The sequence below is a fragment of the Armatimonadota bacterium genome, assembly GCA_025059775.1.
Taxonomy (GTDB): Bacteria; Sysuimicrobiota; Sysuimicrobiia; order Sysuimicrobiales; family Sysuimicrobiaceae; genus Sysuimicrobium.
In genome coordinates, this window is sequence record JANXCW010000001.1 from 81,124 (window position 1) to 95,702 (window position 14,579).

General features: G+C 68.7%; 17 protein-coding genes. 2 read left to right on the forward strand and 15 right to left on the reverse strand.

All coding sequences use genetic code 11. The features are described from left to right. Positions 1 to 28: 28 nt before the first annotated feature. A complete protein-coding gene (locus N0A24_00405; GenBank protein ID MCS7171877.1) occupies positions 29 to 313 on the reverse strand; it encodes a GYD domain-containing protein in 285 nt (94 codons plus the stop codon). A 106-nt stretch (positions 314 to 419) separates the two neighbouring features. On the opposite strand from N0A24_00405, the gene menC reads away from it, so the two are divergent. Further along, positions 420 to 1,532, forward strand: coding sequence for an o-succinylbenzoate synthase (menC, locus tag N0A24_00410; protein MCS7171878.1), 1,113 nt, complete (start codon positions 420 to 422; stop codon positions 1,530 to 1,532). Here the strand turns inward: menC and N0A24_00415 are convergent, their stop codons facing one another. The 7 genes from N0A24_00415 to N0A24_00445 form a co-directional block, all read right to left on the reverse strand. Then, positions 1,533 to 1,910 carry a cupredoxin domain-containing protein gene (locus tag N0A24_00415; protein MCS7171879.1) on the reverse strand — a complete coding sequence of 126 codons (378 nt, stop codon included), beginning with the start codon at positions 1,908 to 1,910 and terminating at the stop codon, positions 1,533 to 1,535. Between the two features lie 85 nt (positions 1,911 to 1,995). Next, positions 1,996 to 3,078 carry a TIGR04053 family radical SAM/SPASM domain-containing protein gene (locus N0A24_00420; GenBank protein MCS7171880.1) on the reverse strand — a complete coding sequence of 361 codons (1,083 nt, stop codon included), beginning with the start codon at positions 3,076 to 3,078 and terminating at the stop codon, positions 1,996 to 1,998. Further along, a complete protein-coding gene (locus N0A24_00425; GenBank protein ID MCS7171881.1) occupies positions 3,079 to 3,798 on the reverse strand; it encodes a hypothetical protein in 720 nt (239 codons plus the stop codon). Between the two features lie 4 nt (positions 3,799 to 3,802). Continuing rightward, positions 3,803 to 4,366, reverse strand: coding sequence for a cytochrome c oxidase subunit 3 (locus N0A24_00430; protein ID MCS7171882.1), 564 nt, complete (start codon positions 4,364 to 4,366; stop codon positions 3,803 to 3,805). A 1-nt stretch (position 4,367) separates the two neighbouring features. Next, a complete protein-coding gene (locus N0A24_00435) occupies positions 4,368 to 4,562 on the reverse strand; it encodes a cytochrome C oxidase subunit IV family protein (GenBank protein MCS7171883.1) in 195 nt (64 codons plus the stop codon). Further along, a complete protein-coding gene (locus N0A24_00440; protein ID MCS7171884.1) occupies positions 4,543 to 6,387 on the reverse strand; it encodes a cbb3-type cytochrome c oxidase subunit I in 1,845 nt (614 codons plus the stop codon). The genes N0A24_00435 and N0A24_00440 overlap by 20 nt, the downstream gene beginning before the upstream one ends. A gap of 4 nt (positions 6,388 to 6,391) precedes the next feature. Continuing rightward, positions 6,392 to 7,171, reverse strand: a complete 780-nt coding sequence (locus tag N0A24_00445) for a cytochrome c oxidase subunit II (protein MCS7171885.1) — start codon at positions 7,169 to 7,171, stop codon at positions 6,392 to 6,394. A gap of 268 nt (positions 7,172 to 7,439) precedes the next feature. On the opposite strand from N0A24_00445, the gene N0A24_00450 reads away from it, so the two are divergent. After that, complete coding sequence (locus tag N0A24_00450; protein MCS7171886.1) at positions 7,440 to 7,937, forward strand: BON domain-containing protein; 498 nt, start codon at positions 7,440 to 7,442, stop codon at positions 7,935 to 7,937. Here the strand turns inward: N0A24_00450 and N0A24_00455 are convergent. The 7 genes from N0A24_00455 to N0A24_00485 are packed head-to-tail and all read right to left on the reverse strand — an operon-like array spanning position 7,915 to position 14,407. Then, positions 7,915 to 8,292 (reverse strand): FixH family protein, encoded by a 378-nt coding sequence (locus tag N0A24_00455; protein MCS7171887.1) that lies wholly within the window; start codon positions 8,290 to 8,292, stop codon positions 7,915 to 7,917. The two genes, N0A24_00450 and N0A24_00455, sit on opposite strands and share 23 nt — an antisense overlap. Further along, a complete protein-coding gene (locus N0A24_00460; GenBank protein MCS7171888.1) occupies positions 8,289 to 9,113 on the reverse strand; it encodes an ABC transporter permease in 825 nt (274 codons plus the stop codon). Before N0A24_00460 ends, N0A24_00455 begins: the two co-directional genes overlap by 4 nt. Continuing rightward, on the reverse strand, positions 9,110 to 9,952 hold the full coding sequence (locus tag N0A24_00465) for an ABC transporter ATP-binding protein (protein MCS7171889.1): 843 nt from the start codon (positions 9,950 to 9,952) through the stop codon (positions 9,110 to 9,112). Before N0A24_00465 ends, N0A24_00460 begins: the two co-directional genes overlap by 4 nt. Beyond that, a complete protein-coding gene (gene nosD / locus N0A24_00470) occupies positions 9,949 to 11,277 on the reverse strand; it encodes a nitrous oxide reductase family maturation protein NosD (protein ID MCS7171890.1) in 1,329 nt (442 codons plus the stop codon). The genes N0A24_00465 and nosD overlap by 4 nt, the downstream gene beginning before the upstream one ends. Then, positions 11,274 to 11,888 carry a cytochrome C gene (locus N0A24_00475; protein ID MCS7171891.1) on the reverse strand — a complete coding sequence of 205 codons (615 nt, stop codon included), beginning with the start codon at positions 11,886 to 11,888 and terminating at the stop codon, positions 11,274 to 11,276. The genes nosD and N0A24_00475 overlap by 4 nt, the downstream gene beginning before the upstream one ends. A 57-nt stretch (positions 11,889 to 11,945) precedes the next feature. Next, positions 11,946 to 13,922: a Sec-dependent nitrous-oxide reductase gene (nosZ, locus tag N0A24_00480; GenBank protein MCS7171892.1), complete on the reverse strand. Its 1,977-nt coding sequence runs from the start codon at positions 13,920 to 13,922 to the stop codon at positions 11,946 to 11,948. Continuing rightward, positions 13,919 to 14,407: an Rrf2 family transcriptional regulator gene (locus N0A24_00485; GenBank protein MCS7171893.1), complete on the reverse strand. Its 489-nt coding sequence runs from the start codon at positions 14,405 to 14,407 to the stop codon at positions 13,919 to 13,921. The genes nosZ and N0A24_00485 overlap by 4 nt, the downstream gene beginning before the upstream one ends. Positions 14,408 to 14,579: the final 172 nt, after the last annotated feature.

The following is a 14,579-nucleotide window of genomic DNA, read 5'->3' on the forward strand; positions in this document are numbered from 1 at the left end:
CGCCTATAGCGCAGCGGCCAGCGAACCCTTACCGGAACAGCCGGACGAACTCCTCCATCGGGACCGCGGCCAGGGTCTCGATGCGCACGCTCCCTCGGGAGCTGAGCTCCACGGAGGCCCGCATCACGGTCCCCACATCCGGGGCCTCCACGATGTTCACGAAGTCATAGGGCCCCAGGACCGCGTACTGCTGGAGCACCCGCACGCCCATGGCTTCCAGCTCCCGGTTGACCTCCTGGATGCGGCCGGGGTTCTGACGGATGGTCTCCGCCCCGGATTCCGTGAGCCGGCTCAACATGATATACGTAGGCATCGCGCACCCCCTGTCGACCCGGTTCGCAGGGCGCGATCATTATAGGGGAGCGGGGATGGCGGCGCAAAGCCGGGGGCAAAGTCCGTGGGCATCTGAAGGCGCAGCCATGCGGATAGAGGCCGTGGAGCTCCGGGTGGTGGAGCTCCCGCTGCGGTTCCCCTTCGAGACGAGCTTCGGCCGTCAGACCGCCAAGCGCTGCATCCTCGTCACCGCCTACGCGGACGGGCTTGCGGGCTGGGGAGAGGTGCCGGTTTTTGCCGCCCCTCTCTACAACGAGGAGACCGTGGAAACCGCCTGGCACGTGCTGCGTGACTTCCTGATTCCCCTCCTCCAGGAACCCCTCCCGCACCCGGGGGAGTTTGCCCGCCGGGCGGCCCACGTCCGTCGGCACCACATGGCCAAGGCAGGCCTGGAGGCAGCCCTGTGGGACCTTTACTGCCAGGCGCAGAACCTCTCCCTCAAACAGGCCCTGGGCGGAGTGCGGGACCGGATAGAGGTGGGAGTAAGCCTCGGGCTCGAGCCCACGGTCCCCGGCCTTTTGCGCCGCATCGAGGCCTTCGTGGATCAGGGCTATCGGAGGGTGAAGCTCAAGATCAGGCCCGGGTGGGACGTGGAAGTGGTACAGGCGGTGCGCCGGGCGTTTCCGGAGCTCCCCCTCCAGGTGGACGCCAACGCCGCGTACACCCTGGAGCAGACACCGATCTTTGAAGCCATGGACGGGCTCGGCCTCCTCATGATCGAACAGCCCCTGGGCGAGGCCGACCTCCTCGGCCACGCCCATCTGCAGCGCCGGCTGCGCACGCCCCTGTGCCTGGACGAGTCCATCGTGTATCCGCAGGATGCCCACCAAGCCATCGCGTTGGAGGCCTGTCGGGTGGTGAACATTAAGCCCGTGCGCCTGGGCGGGCTTGATGCCGCCCGAAGGACCCACGACCTCTGCGCGCGGCAGGGAGTCCCCGTATGGTGCGGCGGCATGCTGGAAACAGGGATCGGCCGGCTTACAAACCTCGCCCTCGCCTCTCTCCCGAACTTCCAGCTGCCCGCGGACCTCTCCACGAGCGACCGCTACTTCGAGGAGGACCTCATCGATCCGCCCGTGGTGCTCGGTCCCGACGGTACTATAGAGGTCCCTACGGAGGCGGGCGTCGCCCCCCGCGTGGACCTTCGCCGGGTGGAACGGATCACCCTGCGGAGGGAACGGTTTTCGCCGCGCGGCTAGCTACTGCACCACCAGGGTGCCCGTCATCCCGGCTTCCCTGTGCCCGGGCACGCTGCAGTAGAACACGCTGCAGTAGAAGGGGAAGGTTCCCTTGGCGGTGGGCGTAAAGGTCACCTTTCCGGACTGGCCGGGCTTGAGAAGCCCCATCTTCACCTTGAATTTCTCCAGCACGAAGTCGTGCTCGATGACGCCCTTGTTCTCCATGAGGAGCTCCACGGGCTGGCCGGCTTTCACTGGGATCCTGTTGGGGGTGTAGGAGAACTCCTTGGCCTCCACCCTGATCCTCTGCGGGGCCGCGCCCGCATGGAGGGCCGTCCAGACCCCCAACACCGCACCCAGAATCCCCACCACCCCCAGGGCCGTCACCTTCCGCCACATCTCCTCTCACCTCCCCAGGTGGAGTCTTCCCCGCCACCCTCTGCCACGCATCGGGCCGAGGCAGGATTTCGCGCCGGATTTTCGCCTATGGAGGCTGGTACGGACAGAGGGGATCGCTTTCGAGGGGATCGCCCGTGTGCGCATGGGCTCTGGCCCGGGAGCCTCCGCAGATCTCCCGGAAGGGACACCGGCCGCACTTGCCCCGCAGAAGGCCCGTATCCCGGATCCGCACGAACAGGTCCGCGTGCCGGTACAGTTCCACGAGGCTATGCTCCCGCACGTTCCCCGCCCGAAGGGGCAGAAACCCCGAAGGGTACACCTCACCCGTGTGGGAGACGAAGACGATCCCGTTTCCGTCCCGGACCCCAAATCCCCGGCCCACGGGGGTCGAGGCGATGGCGGCCTCGCTGAGACCCCGGGTGCGCATGCGCAGAAACGCCACCCTCCGGTAGTGGGGGGCCTCCGTGGTCTTGATGGCAAAGGGCGCACGTGCGCCCAGGTCCAGGAGCCAGTGGCACAGCCGCTCTGCCTGCAGGGGCGTCACCTCCTCCAGTGCCTGCCCCCGGCCCACCCGGACCAGGAAGAAGAGACTCCAGCGGACAATGCCCAGTTCCCAGATCCGCTCATAGATAGCCGGAAGGTCCTCCAGGGTAGAGGCGGTGACGAGGGTGTTGACCTGGAGTTGAATTCCCTCCTCTCGGATTCGGTGCGCGAGGCGCAGGGTCCGTTCGAAGCATCCGGGAATGCCCCGCAGGGCATCGTGCCGCTCCGGGGTCGAGCCGTCCAGGCTGAGGGAGATGGCCTGCACGCCCGAACGTGCGAGGCGGCGGATGGCCGCATCCGTGACGAGGGGGGTTGCGCTGGGGGCAAGGGAAACGCCAAACCCCAGGGCCCGGGCCTCCTCCACGAGCTCCGCGAGGTCCGGCCGTTTGAAGGGATCCCCGCCCGTAAAGACCCAGTGCGGAAGCGGGGGCCCGAAGGCTAGGGCGTCCCGGAGCATCCGGCGGCCTTCCTGGGTGGAGAGTTCGAGGGGGTGCCGCTCCGGAATGGCCTCCGCCCGGCAGTGGCGGCAGGCGAGGTCGCACGCCCGGGTGAGCTCCCAGTAGACGAGCAGCGGGGCCCGGTTGTAGACGTACCGGCGCTGGAGGATCGCCTCGGAGACGGCCACCTACCGACCCTCCCGCGTGAGCCCCTGCTCCCGCGCCCACACCCATACCTCCGGGGACCGCCGGAACCGGACCCCGAGCTTGCGCCGCACCCGGCGTACGTACTCCCGCACGGAGCCCTCCGTGAGTCCCAGGGTCCGGCCCACCGTGGTCCGAACCCGCTGGTCCGGCCCGTGGGCGGTGAGGTAGTACAGCACCAGCACCTCCACCTCCCGCCACGAAAGGCGGTAGCGGGTCCGCAGGCGCCGCAGGCCCTCTGGGGTGAGGCGGCCGTCCGCCAGGGCCTGCCGCACCACCCGGCTCGGCACCTCCTCCACCAGGACCCGCGCCTCCGGTGTGCGGGCGGGCAGGGCCTTCTGCACGAGCGCCGCAGCCAGACGCGCCATCTGCTCTGCCCGGGGTCGGGCCGTGCGGGGATTCCGGGCCAGCCACAGCTCCGCCAGCACCACCGCCTGGCGTGATCCGTTGCCCACAGGCACCACCAGGTGCGGCTTCGCATTCCTCGGACACACCCGCACGCCCGTGGTTTCCGGAGGCCCGCCGGCAAACGCCTGGGCCCCCTGACAGATCCCTCTCCACTCCGGCGCCTGCAGGCACGGGATGGTGTGCTGCCGCGGCGCCGCGAGGGGGGTGCCGTCCGAGGCGGCCACGAGGAGCGGGCAACCCGCTTCCTCGCTCAAGGCATCCAGGACTTGCGAGAAGGCCACTACGGGTTCCGCCATGGTCTCACCCCACCAGGTACAGCGTGGGATAGATGAACACCCACGCCACGTCCACGAAGTGCCAGTACTTCACCACCCCTTCCACGAGCCAGTAGTCGTCCGGCCCGTACCGGCCGCGACGGCCGTGCAGGTAGACGCCCAGCAGGAGCACCGCTCCGCTCAGCACGTGCAGGCCGTGCAGCCCCGTGAGGGAGAAGAAGCTGGTGCCGTAGCGGGTCCCAGGCGGGAAGAAGTGGAAGCCCTCCACCCACTCCACCACCACGCCCACCAGGAACACGCCCGCCAGCAGGATCGTCCACAGGGTGTTCCGCAGGAACCCTGCCCGGTCCCCGTGCGCGATGCAGGTCTCCGCCCGGTAGGCGGTGAGGCTGCTCAGGAGCAGCACCCCGGTGATGGCCAGTCCCAGAGGCTGATTCAGCTCCGGGGGCCGCTGGGTCCCCAGGTTCAGGTAGCGGGCCGCCACGAAGGCGCTGAAGAGCGCCGCCTCTGAGACGATGAAGAGCCACAGGCCCAGGCGCGCGTTCTGGAGTTCCTCCCGGGTGAGGCGAAGGGCGGCTTCGTGGCGCATGCTAGCCCTCCTCCCGTAACAGCTGCGAGGCGTGCATGAAGTACTCCGCGATGAGGGCGGTCTTTCCCAGGGCGATGAGCCCCAGCCACAGGAGGGAACCGGGCCAGCGGGCCGCGAACCACTCCACCGCGGTGAGGGCCGCCAGTCCCGCGAACACCTGAACCCCCAGCCGGAACTTACGTGGCAACGGGCTCATCCTCGCTCCCCCCCGTCACGCCGAGGACCGCATGCCGGATTCCGGGGATCCCGTACACGTAGGGCGGGCCCACCACCGCGGGCGGAGCGGGGAAGTTCTCCACCGGTGGCGGGCTCGGCACCTGCCACTCCAGGGTGGAGGCCTCCCAAGGATTGGCCTCCGCCTGCGGCCCCCGGACCCAGCTCATGACGAAGTTGTACAGGAACACAAGGAAACTCATGCCCAGCAGGAAGGCCGCGATGCTGGTCCAGAAGTTCGTTCCACTCAAGGCCGTGGGGTAGTCCGCGATCCGCCGGTTCATCCCGTGCAGCCCCGCCCAGAACATGGGGAAGAAGGTCGCGTTGAAGGCCAGGAAGGTCCACCAGAAGTGCGCCCGGCCCAGCCGTTCGTCGTACATCCGGCCCGTGATCTTCGGGTACCAGTAGTACAGGGCCGCCAGAAGCGCGAAGATCTCCCCCCCCATGATGGTGTAGTGGAAGTGCCCCACCACGAAGTACGTGTCGTGCAGGTGCAGGTCCGTGGCCACGTCCGCGTTGAAGATCCCCGTGAGCCCGCCGATGAGGAAGTTCCACACCCATCCCAGGGCGAACAGCATGGGCGTACGCAGCCACAACCTCCCCCGCACCAGGGTTCCCAACGCTCCCAGGAACACCAGGCCCGTGGGCACGGAGATGGCCTCCGTGGTGGCCATCATGGGCGCGTGCATCCAGTCGGGCATGCCGCTGGTGAAGTTGTGGTGGGCCCACACGATCCCGCTGAGCCCTACGATGCCCAGGAACCCTCCCACCACCCACCGGTAGGCGTACAGGGGCGTGCGGGCGAAGTGGGTGATGACCTCCAGAGCGGCGCCGAAGGCGGGCAGGATCATGATGTACACCGCGGGGTGGGAGTAGAACCAGAACAGCTGCTGGTACACCACGGGAGTGCCTCCGCGGGCGAAGTGGAAGTAGCTCATCCCCGCCACCCGGTCCAGGAGCACCATGAGGAGGCTCGCGGCCAGGTACTGGGTGAAGATGAAGCTCAGCAGGGATGCCGCGAACACGGACCAGACGAACACGGGGAGCCGGCTCCACGTCATGCCCGGCGCCCGCATGCGGGCGATGGTCACGAGGAAGTTGATCCCGCCGAGGATGCTGGAGAGTCCGAACACGACCACGGCCACGATCATGAGAACCTGGCCCGGTGCGTTCACCGCGCTCAGCGGTGGGTAGGCGGTCCACCCGGAGTCCCACCCGCCCACGAAGAGGCTCGCCAGCAGCATGACGGCCACGGGCGGGGTGAGCCAGTAGCTGAGGGCGTTCACCCGGGGGAAGGCCATGTCGTGGGCGCCGATCATCAAGGGCACCAGGTAGTTCCCCAAGCCCCCCAGGAAGATGGCCACGGCCACCGCGATCATGACAATACCGTGCAGACTCATCACCTGGTTGTAGCCGTTGAGGGTCAACAGCTGCATTCCCGGGCGCATGAGTTCCCAGCGCATGAGCATGGCCAGCAGCCCGCCCAGGAAAAAGAGTCCCAGGAAGGTCACCAGGTACTGGATCCCGATCACCTTGTGGTCCGTGGTGAACCGGAAGTAGCGGGCCACGCTCTTGTCCTCGGGCCACGGACGCAGCGGAAGGCCGAACCAGCCCCGGGCCCACACCTCCCACATGCCTACCCCCGCCAGCCAGCCCACCGTGCCCAGGACGGCGCCGGTGGCGAGCTCCAGATCGAAGGAGAACGTCGCCCCTGTTGCGCGCACCAGTCCCGCGAGCACCGGGCCGCCCGCCACGTAGCCGACCGCGCCGTACAGGAGTCCTCTCAGGATAGGAGCCACCACCTGCATGCGCCTACCTCCGTGCCTGCTGCGCCACCCAGGCCTCAAACGCTTCCGGCTCCACCACCCGCACGGGGGCCGCCATGATGCCATGGCCCACGCCGCACAGCTCCGCGCACTGCACCCGCAGGTCCGCGCTCTGTTCGAACGAACCCACGCGGGTCGGCGTCACGCGCAGGTAGGTGGTCAGGTTCGGCACCGCGTCGATCTTGGTGCGGAAGGCAGGCACCCAGAAGCTGTGCACGATGTCCACGGAGGTCACCTCGAAGCGCACCCGGCGGCCGGCAGGCAGAACCAGCTCCCGCGCGGTGACGTTGTGCTCCGGGTACTCGAACTGCCACAGCCACCGGCTGGCCCGGACCCGGACCACCAGCTCCCCGCCCGGGGGGAGCGACGGGAGTCCCACCGCCGCGTACCGGCCTCGGGCCAACAATCCCCCAAGGGGCACTCCCCGCATCTCCGCGAGCCCCACAAGTCCAGGGTTGTAGACCACGTAGACGCACAGGGCCGCGGTGAGGACGAACCATGTGCGGGGGATGGCGGGGTGCTCGGGGGTGTACGGGGGAGCTTCCGGTGGATCTCCCCGGCCACGCCGGGCCAGGAGCACGTACACGAGCACGGAGACCACCGCGGCGAACACAGGGCCGGCGAGCAGCATGAGGAGGCGGAAAGCGTGATCCGCCACCTCCGCCTCCCGTGCCGCGCTCAGAGGAAAGGCGTCGAATCGGGATGCCGCAAGCAGGAACAACGCACTGAACACCGCCCACAGGGCCACCAGGACTCCCGCGCGCATACCTTCCGGCTCCACGGGGTTTGGTTGACTCTACGTGAACACACGAAGTGCACGTGGGACATCAGTCCAGGACCTGATTTTGAGGGGAGCTGAGGTCGGGTCCGGGCCCGATGCGCCTGGGAACGTTTGTACTCCGAAGCACCCCCAGGAGGAATTTCCGGACGGAAGGGCGAACCTCACGGGTACTTGCAGGGTCGCGTGGATCCCCTCCCCAGCCGATGCACACTGTGCCCGCGACCTCCCTATCTTCAGGGTGGGAGGTGAGAACATGACGGGCCGGCCCGCGGACGCGAGGAGGCACCGCCGGGTGGTGCAGGAGTTCGAGGTGGATGCCCGCGTGAATCCCGAGCGCGTGCAGGCCCGCGTGGAGAACGGGGTGGCCATTCTCACCGGACGCGTGAGCGGAGCAGTGGAGAAGTTCGCGGCTCAGGAAGCCGCCCACCGGGTCCCCGGAGTTCTGGACGTGGTGAACCACCTGAGCACGCAGGGGTTTCATCCCGCCCCTGCAAGCGACCTGGAGCTCGTGCGGGCCGTCCGGCGCGTCCTGCGCCGTCACCTCCCTACCCATCAGCGGGTGCGGTCCGCGGTGGAGTGCGGGTGGGTCACCCTCACGGGTTCGGTACCCTCCCGAGAGGATCGGGAGCGGGTGGAGCAGCTCGTGCAGGCGATCCCGCAGGTTCGGGGAGTGGTGAACATGCTGGCCATCGAGGGCTCCTGTGCACCGGCTAGTCCTGCACGCGGGGCTAGGGCCCCACGTGCAGGGTGAAGGTGGCGAGGATCCGCACGCCCTCCGCCTCCCCCGCTACTTTTATCTCCCACCGGCCGTCCATGGAGAAGGTGTGTTGGGCTTCGTAGCGCCCAGGGCCCGTCTGCCGGAAGAGGATCTCCTCCGGCTCGTGGGTCATCTCGGGCATGGAGGCCCGGACCTGGAGGTTCGTGACCGCGAGAGGGCGGCCGGAGTCGTCCCCGATCCGCAGTCGCAGGGTGGCGGGCTGGAGTGCCCGAGGTCGGGTGGGAGCCCATTCCAGGGAGGCCCTCCACCCCTCTCCACCGACCCGGGCTGTGGGGTTCGGGGTGCACGCCCCGAGGAGCAGGGTAAGGAGCAGGAGAGCCCACCTCACGGGCGCACGACTCGGGTAAACCTCAGGTGGCCCACCGCGTAGCTCACCCCGCTCCACCCGCCGAGTATCGCCAGCAGGGCCAATAGGGCGCCCGTCTGCCCCAGCCGGTCTACCGCGAGCAGGGCCAGGGGGCCCAGGAGCTCGGGGCTGTGGGTCACGAGCAGGATCCCGCTCATGCGGAAGGCGGAGAGGGGGTTCAGGGCGGCCAGCAGGAGCACCGCCCAGGACGGAAGCCGCAGGCTCAGCGCGGCCCCCAGCACCCCGAGATCCCCTAGCACCCCGAACCCCAGCCACGCCAGCAGGGCCCAGCCCAGGGCCCTCCCTCGGGTGGGCGCGAAGGCGGAGATCAGGAGCCCCACGGAGAGCATGGAAAGCGCCAGCAGGCTCGAAAGGCCCACTAGGGCCAAAAAGGTGCCCCCGTGCTCCGCGCCCGCGCCCCAGGCGAGCACAATCCCCGCACCCCCGTATCCGAGCCAGATGGCCGACAGCACCGAGGCCGCCAGTCCCACGTACCGTCCCGCGTACAGGGCACCGCGGGAGATGGGCTGGGCCAGCAGGAACTCCAGGGATCCGGTTTCCCGATCCCCTGCCAGCCACCCCGCGCCCAAGGTAAGGCCCAAAAGGGGGATGAAGAGCTGCGCGAGGTGCAACAGGGCCGCCGCGGCCCGGTCAAAGGAGGAGAGTCCGACCACCCGGAGACCTGCCAGGGCGGTGAAGGCGGCTCCGAGGGTGAGGGCCCAGAAGGCGAAGGCCAGGGAGAGAAACCACCGGTCCCTCAGGCTCGCCCGCGCGTCCCATCGGGCCAGGATGAGGGCGGTCATGCGCGTACCCCCCGCATAAAGTCCTCCACCTCGGGCTCGTGCACCCGGAAGGGCAGACCCCGGAGGAGCGGCAGGAGCTCGGGGAGAGCGGCATTCGGTACCCGCAGGCGCACGGTGCCGTTGCGGCTCGCGATCACCTCCACCCCCGCGGGCAGATGCTCCGGCTGCGCCCCTTGCACCACCACCTCCACCCAGTACAGACGCCACAGTTCGCCGGCGGGGACGTCCGCCACCACCTTTCCACCTTCCAGCACCACCACCCGATCCACGAGCTGCTCCAGGCGCCGCAGGTGGTGGCTCGCCACCACCACCGTCTTCCCCGTCGCCGCCTCCAGCCAGCTCGCCAGCCACTCCTCCCCTCCCCGGTCCAGGTAGCTGGTGGGCTCGTCCAGTGCCAGCACCGGTGGATCCCCCACGAGGGCCACCGCGATCCCCAGCCGGCGGAGCATGCCGCCAGAGAGGCACACCACGGGCTTGCCCCCGTGCCCTTGAAGACCTGCCCGTTCCAGCAAGGGCCAGGGGTTTGGCACTTCTCCCCGCAGCTCCTGGACCAGGGCCACCACCTCCGCGGCCGTGAGGTGGAGAGGAAAGGCAGGAAGCTGCGGGACGTAGCCCACGAGCCGCCGGGCCACGGCCCCCTGACGCCGGACGTCGTAGCCGCCTACGGTCACCTTACCCTCGTACGGCACCAGATCCAGCAGACAACGCAGCAGGGTGGTCTTGCCCGCACCGTTCGGGCCCAGGAGGGCTACCCGCTGCCCCGGAGACACCTCCAGGCTCACCTCCTCCAATACCGCCCGGTTCCCAAACCGCACCGTGACTCCCTCCCAGCGGATCATCCCCCCACCTCCCACCGCCGCGACCTCCGTACCCACCACACCACACCGAGACCCAACAGGGCGACCCCCAGGCCGTGGACGGCGAAGGCGGCCGAGCGCTTCTCCTCGAGGAACTCCGGGGGTACCGTGGGGTGCACGAGCGGCTTGGGATCCACCAGCACCTGGTGGGGAGCGAACAGGGGGAATGCGCGGGAGGCCAGTTCCACCGCCTGCAGGCCGGGACTCGCGTGGAGCAGGCCCGCGGCGGGCACGTTCTCCGATGCGGACTCGAACCACCGTCGCAGGCGGAAGGGGAGTTCTCCAACCCCATCCCCGTCCAGATCCACCCCCGCGTACTCGTCCCAGGAGTTCCTCTCCCACCGGTTGCGAGCACTCGCCCCGCCCTCCACGCGCAACGTCTCCCGGTTCACCGCAAAGGTGTTCTGGGTGAAGATGTTGCCCGAGGCGTTGGTGAGGAGGAGCAGGCCGACCGCGTTCCCGGCCACCACGTTCCCCTCGAATCGTCCGCGCCCTTCTCCTCCCATGGGGGTGGCGTCCAGGTACAGCCCCACGTGGTTCCCCACCAGCGCGTTGGCGCGCACCTGTACCTCGTCCGACTCCTTGAAGGCCAGGCCCACCCCCGGCACGTCCCGGTTGTGGAGGAAGCGGTTCCCCTCCACCCGGACGCCCGCGCTGTACATGACGTACGCGCCCACGGCGTTCCCCTCCAGGGTGCTGTCCAGCAGAGGCGTGCGGTGCGCGTACATGTAGTGCACGCCGTACCGGGAGTTGCGGACGCGCAGCCGGTGCAGCACCGACCCCTCCGTGAACCACAGCAGGACGTCCCGCATGCTCTCCACGTCAAGATCCGTGAGGACGACCCGCTGGCTGTACCACAGCCGCACCGCGTCCCCCCGCCGGTTCAGCGGCAGGGGCTTTCCGGAGAGCCGCACCCGCCGCACCACGGCCCCGTCCGCCTGCTTGAGGTTCAGGCCGAACAGCACGTCCTCCAGCACCAGGTCTTCCAGCACCACCCCAGCAGCGCCCACGAACACCCCCGCGTCCTCCGTGTTCAGCTCGGAGCCGCTGGCTCGGATGCGCAGCCGGCCCAGGTACACACCCGGTGCTTCGATCCGCACCACGGTCCCCTCTCCGCCCCCGTCCACCACCGCTCCGGGCTCTCCCACGATCCGCAGCGGCTTGCGCACCACCACCGGACCCCGCACCACCCCCCGGACCACCACCTCCGAGCCCGCGGGAGCCGCGTCCACCAGAACCTGCAGGCTCGGCACAGACCCCGCCGCGGGCAGCACGGCCAACGGCAGAACCACCCACAGCCAGCTCAACGGGCCGCCACCTCCGCGGGCCCCGCTACAGGTCGCGCCCGCTCCGCCCGCGGCTGCCTACAGTACAGGTCGCACAGCGCCACCAGACTTGCCAGCAGCGCCAAGTAGAAGCCCACGTGGAAGGTGGCCACGGTCCGGAACTGGGCGATCACGCCGCTGCCCAGGACCACTGGCATGAAGGGCTCCAGGCGGATCGGGGCTGCGGGATCCATGGAGTGGCCGTAGTACCACAGCCAGGCGCTCAGGTCCGCGAAAAAGCCCAGGGGGAACAGCACGAGGGGCAACCGCAGCAGCCAGCGCCAGGGTTCTCGCTGGGTGCCCGAGGCCACCGCCAGCGCTCCGAACAGCAGTACCAAGGGCACCGCCATCGCCCGCTCCACGGGCGCTGCGTCCTCCAGGGGCTTCATGCCGATGTAGTGGTTCAGAGTGCTGATCTCCTCCGCGTCCCCCGCCACGTGGGTCAGGTAGACCATCGCCCGCAGACCCCCGGGGTACTGGGGCGCGTACAGGCTCAGCTGCCAGTACGGAAAGAACAAGGAGGCCGCCAGCAGCCCGGCCGCCACCAGCAGCCACCGGACCCCACCTCCGCGTCTCCCTCTCTCACCGTTCAACTGCGTACCTCCCAGAACCGCTGGGGGCGGGCAAAAGCCCGCCCCCAGCTTCCTCCCCTACGGCTCGATCTCCAGGTAGCCCATCATCTCCAGGTGCAGCGCGGAGCAGAACTCCGTGCAGTAGAAGGGGTACACGCCCGGCCGCTCTGCCCGCAGAACCACCGTCTCCGTCTTCCCGGGTTCCAGGCTCAGGTTCACGTTGTGCCGGTCGATGGCGAACCCGTGGATCGCGTCCTTCGTCCGTTCCACATTCGTCAGATGGAAGATCACCGTGTCGCCCCGCTTCACCCGCACCCGATCCGGTACGAAGTGGCTCCTGAGGACGGTCATATACACCCGTACCGTCCGCCCCTCCCGCACGATCCGGGACTGTCCGGGCTTCGTCGCGTGTGGGTCGGGCCGCATGGTCCGCGGGTTGGTGCCCGTCGGGTACACCTCCCACGGCCGCAGCCGGTCCATCCGGATGATCTGCGCCAGGTGCGGCTCCCCGATCCCGATGGGCATGTTGTACAGCAGCTTCATCTCGTCCCCGCTGATGTCGATCAGCTGGAAGTTCTGCGGCAGTAGCGGTCCGACGTTCTTGTACTGGTCCACGGACCACTTGTTGAGAGCCACCAGGTACTTGCCGCCCGGCTTCACCGTGTCACCCTCCACTGCGGTCAGGTGGCCGATGTTGTACTGGACCGGCAGCTTCTGCACCAGCTTCCACCCACGGTCTGCCGGGTTGTATGGCGGCCCCAAGGTCCACTTGGCGACCGCGCTGTCCAGGAACAGGCTGGTGTACGCGTTCCCCTTGTCGTCGAACATCGTGTGGAGCGGCCCCAAGCCCAGCTTCACCTGAGCCGCCACAACCGCGTCGAACTTCAGGATGGGTACCCCGTAGTCGTCCCGACCAGCGAACGCCTTGTTGCGGATGGCTTCCTGGATCTTCCGGAAGCTGTAGACGGTGACGTTGGGGTCCAACTTGCCGCCCACCACGATGTAGTCGCCCCGTGGGGCCACATCCAGCCCATGGGGGCTCTTCGGCTCCGGCGCCAGGTACAGGATGCCTGCTTCCACCGCGTCCCGCAGCCGGATCACCTTCATCCCGTTGACCACGGTGTACCGGCCCTGGGCCACGAGCTGCTCGGCCCGCCTCCAGTTCACGATGTGCAGGTAGTCCATGTCCCGGGCCGACGCACCCACCTCGATGGGCGGCCTCTTCTCGAGGGTACCCCCGATCGCCCGCTCACTGTTGAAGGAGTTCCAGAACGCCCACCCGTCGCTCTCGAGCTTGCCGAAGTCCGCCAGGTCCTGCCAGTAGGGCGGGAGTTCAATCTGGAAAGACTTACCGACGTCGATGCGCCCGGTCCCCCGGTCGAACTTCCAGAAGGTCGCGAGTCCCCGGTAGTGCCGGTTGTAGTTCTCCTGCGTGAGCGGCACGTACCGGAAGGGGAAGGGCGCCGCGTACTGGGTCACCTCCAGCACGTACTCCGTGTTGGGGCTCACCACGGCACCGTGGTTGCTCACCGCATTGGGGTTGGTGACGATCTGCTTGGTGGCGAAGTCCCGGAGGTCGATGACCGCGATGCGGCTACCCGCCTTGTCGTTGATGAACAGCCACTTGCCGTCGTACTCCCCGTTGGTCTCGCTCAGGGCCGGGTGGTGGGTGTCCCCCCACGCCAACCGTGGATCCTTGCTCCTCCACCCGAGGATGGTCTCGGTTTCCTCGGAGCCCACCCCGTACCCCTGCCAGGGTTCCGGGGCGAACACGCCGATCACCCGCAACAGCCGCATGGAGGGGATTCCGATTACCAGGACCTGTCCGCCCTGCCCGGCCGACGAGAACATCAGGTACTCGTCGTGCTTGCCGGGAGGCACGTACGTCTGGATAGCCGCCCGGACCTGGTCCGGGGTCAACCCCTTGGCCTCGATGAGGCTCTGCACGTCTTGGGGCAGGGTTCCTGCCCGCTGGGCCTGCCCTGCCAGGGAGACCCCCAGCACCACCGCCGTGGTCACCGCCACGAGCCCGATGAGAGTCCTCTCCCACTTCATCTCCCTTCACCTCCCTTGCGTTCGTTCGTTTCGGACCCGGGAAGCCAGAAGGGACTCCGAAGCTCCGGGGGATCCCGGGCCCACCAGGGTTCCAGAAGGGCGTCCAGGGTGATCCGACCCAGGGCCTCTACCAGCTGCGGCCGCACGCCCGCCCACACCGGGTGCAGCACGCACGGCCGGTCCTCCGAACAGCGGCTATCCCAGAACACGCACCGCCGGAAATAGTCCGGGCCCTCCACCGCCTCCAGAACCTCCCGAACGGAGATCTCGCGGGGAGAGCGGGTGAGGGCGTATCCGCGGCTGCGGCCCCGGGAGGAGCGCAGCAGCCCCAAGCGCACCAACCGTCGCAGGGTCTTGCTCAGGAACTCCCGGGGAAGCCCGCAGGCCTGCGCTACCCGCGAGGCCGGGGCCGCTTCTCCTCCCGAAAGCCCCGCGAGGTAGCTGAGAGCCCGCAGCGCGTACTCCGTCTCCCGGGTCAGACGCACGACGCACTCCGAAAACGACTCCGCCGGTCCAAGGCCTCCCGGGGCCACAGGTCCAGCGGATCTTTTGGATCCGATGCCACGGTAAGGGCTGACGGGCCCCACCGCCATCCGACGGGGAACCGATTTCCCAAGGGAGCGAGAATCCGACGCGGGACCGATCCTCCATGCCCGC

Coding starts and splice junctions, on each gene's coding strand:
- N0A24_00405 (MCS7171877.1), bottom strand. CDS start 313: ATGCCTACGTATATCATGTTGAGCCGGCTCACGGAATCCGGGGCGGAG.
- menC (MCS7171878.1), top strand. CDS start 420: ATGCGGATAGAGGCCGTGGAGCTCCGGGTGGTGGAGCTCCCGCTGCGG.
- N0A24_00415 (MCS7171879.1), bottom strand. CDS start 1,910: ATGTGGCGGAAGGTGACGGCCCTGGGGGTGGTGGGGATTCTGGGTGCG.
- N0A24_00425 (MCS7171881.1), bottom strand. CDS start 3,798: ATGGCGGAACCCGTAGTGGCCTTCTCGCAAGTCCTGGATGCCTTGAGC.
- N0A24_00430 (MCS7171882.1), bottom strand. CDS start 4,366: ATGCGCCACGAAGCCGCCCTTCGCCTCACCCGGGAGGAACTCCAGAAC.
- N0A24_00435 (MCS7171883.1), bottom strand. CDS start 4,562: ATGAGCCCGTTGCCACGTAAGTTCCGGCTGGGGGTTCAGGTGTTCGCG.
- N0A24_00440 (MCS7171884.1), bottom strand. CDS start 6,387: ATGCAGGTGGTGGCTCCTATCCTGAGAGGACTCCTGTACGGCGCGGTC.
- N0A24_00445 (MCS7171885.1), bottom strand. CDS start 7,171: ATGCGCGCGGGAGTCCTGGTGGCCCTGTGGGCGGTGTTCAGTGCGTTG.
- N0A24_00450 (MCS7171886.1), top strand. CDS start 7,440: ATGACGGGCCGGCCCGCGGACGCGAGGAGGCACCGCCGGGTGGTGCAG.
- N0A24_00460 (MCS7171888.1), bottom strand. CDS start 9,113: ATGACCGCCCTCATCCTGGCCCGATGGGACGCGCGGGCGAGCCTGAGG.
- N0A24_00465 (MCS7171889.1), bottom strand. CDS start 9,952: ATGATCCGCTGGGAGGGAGTCACGGTGCGGTTTGGGAACCGGGCGGTA.
- nosZ (MCS7171892.1), bottom strand. CDS start 13,922: ATGAAGTGGGAGAGGACTCTCATCGGGCTCGTGGCGGTGACCACGGCG.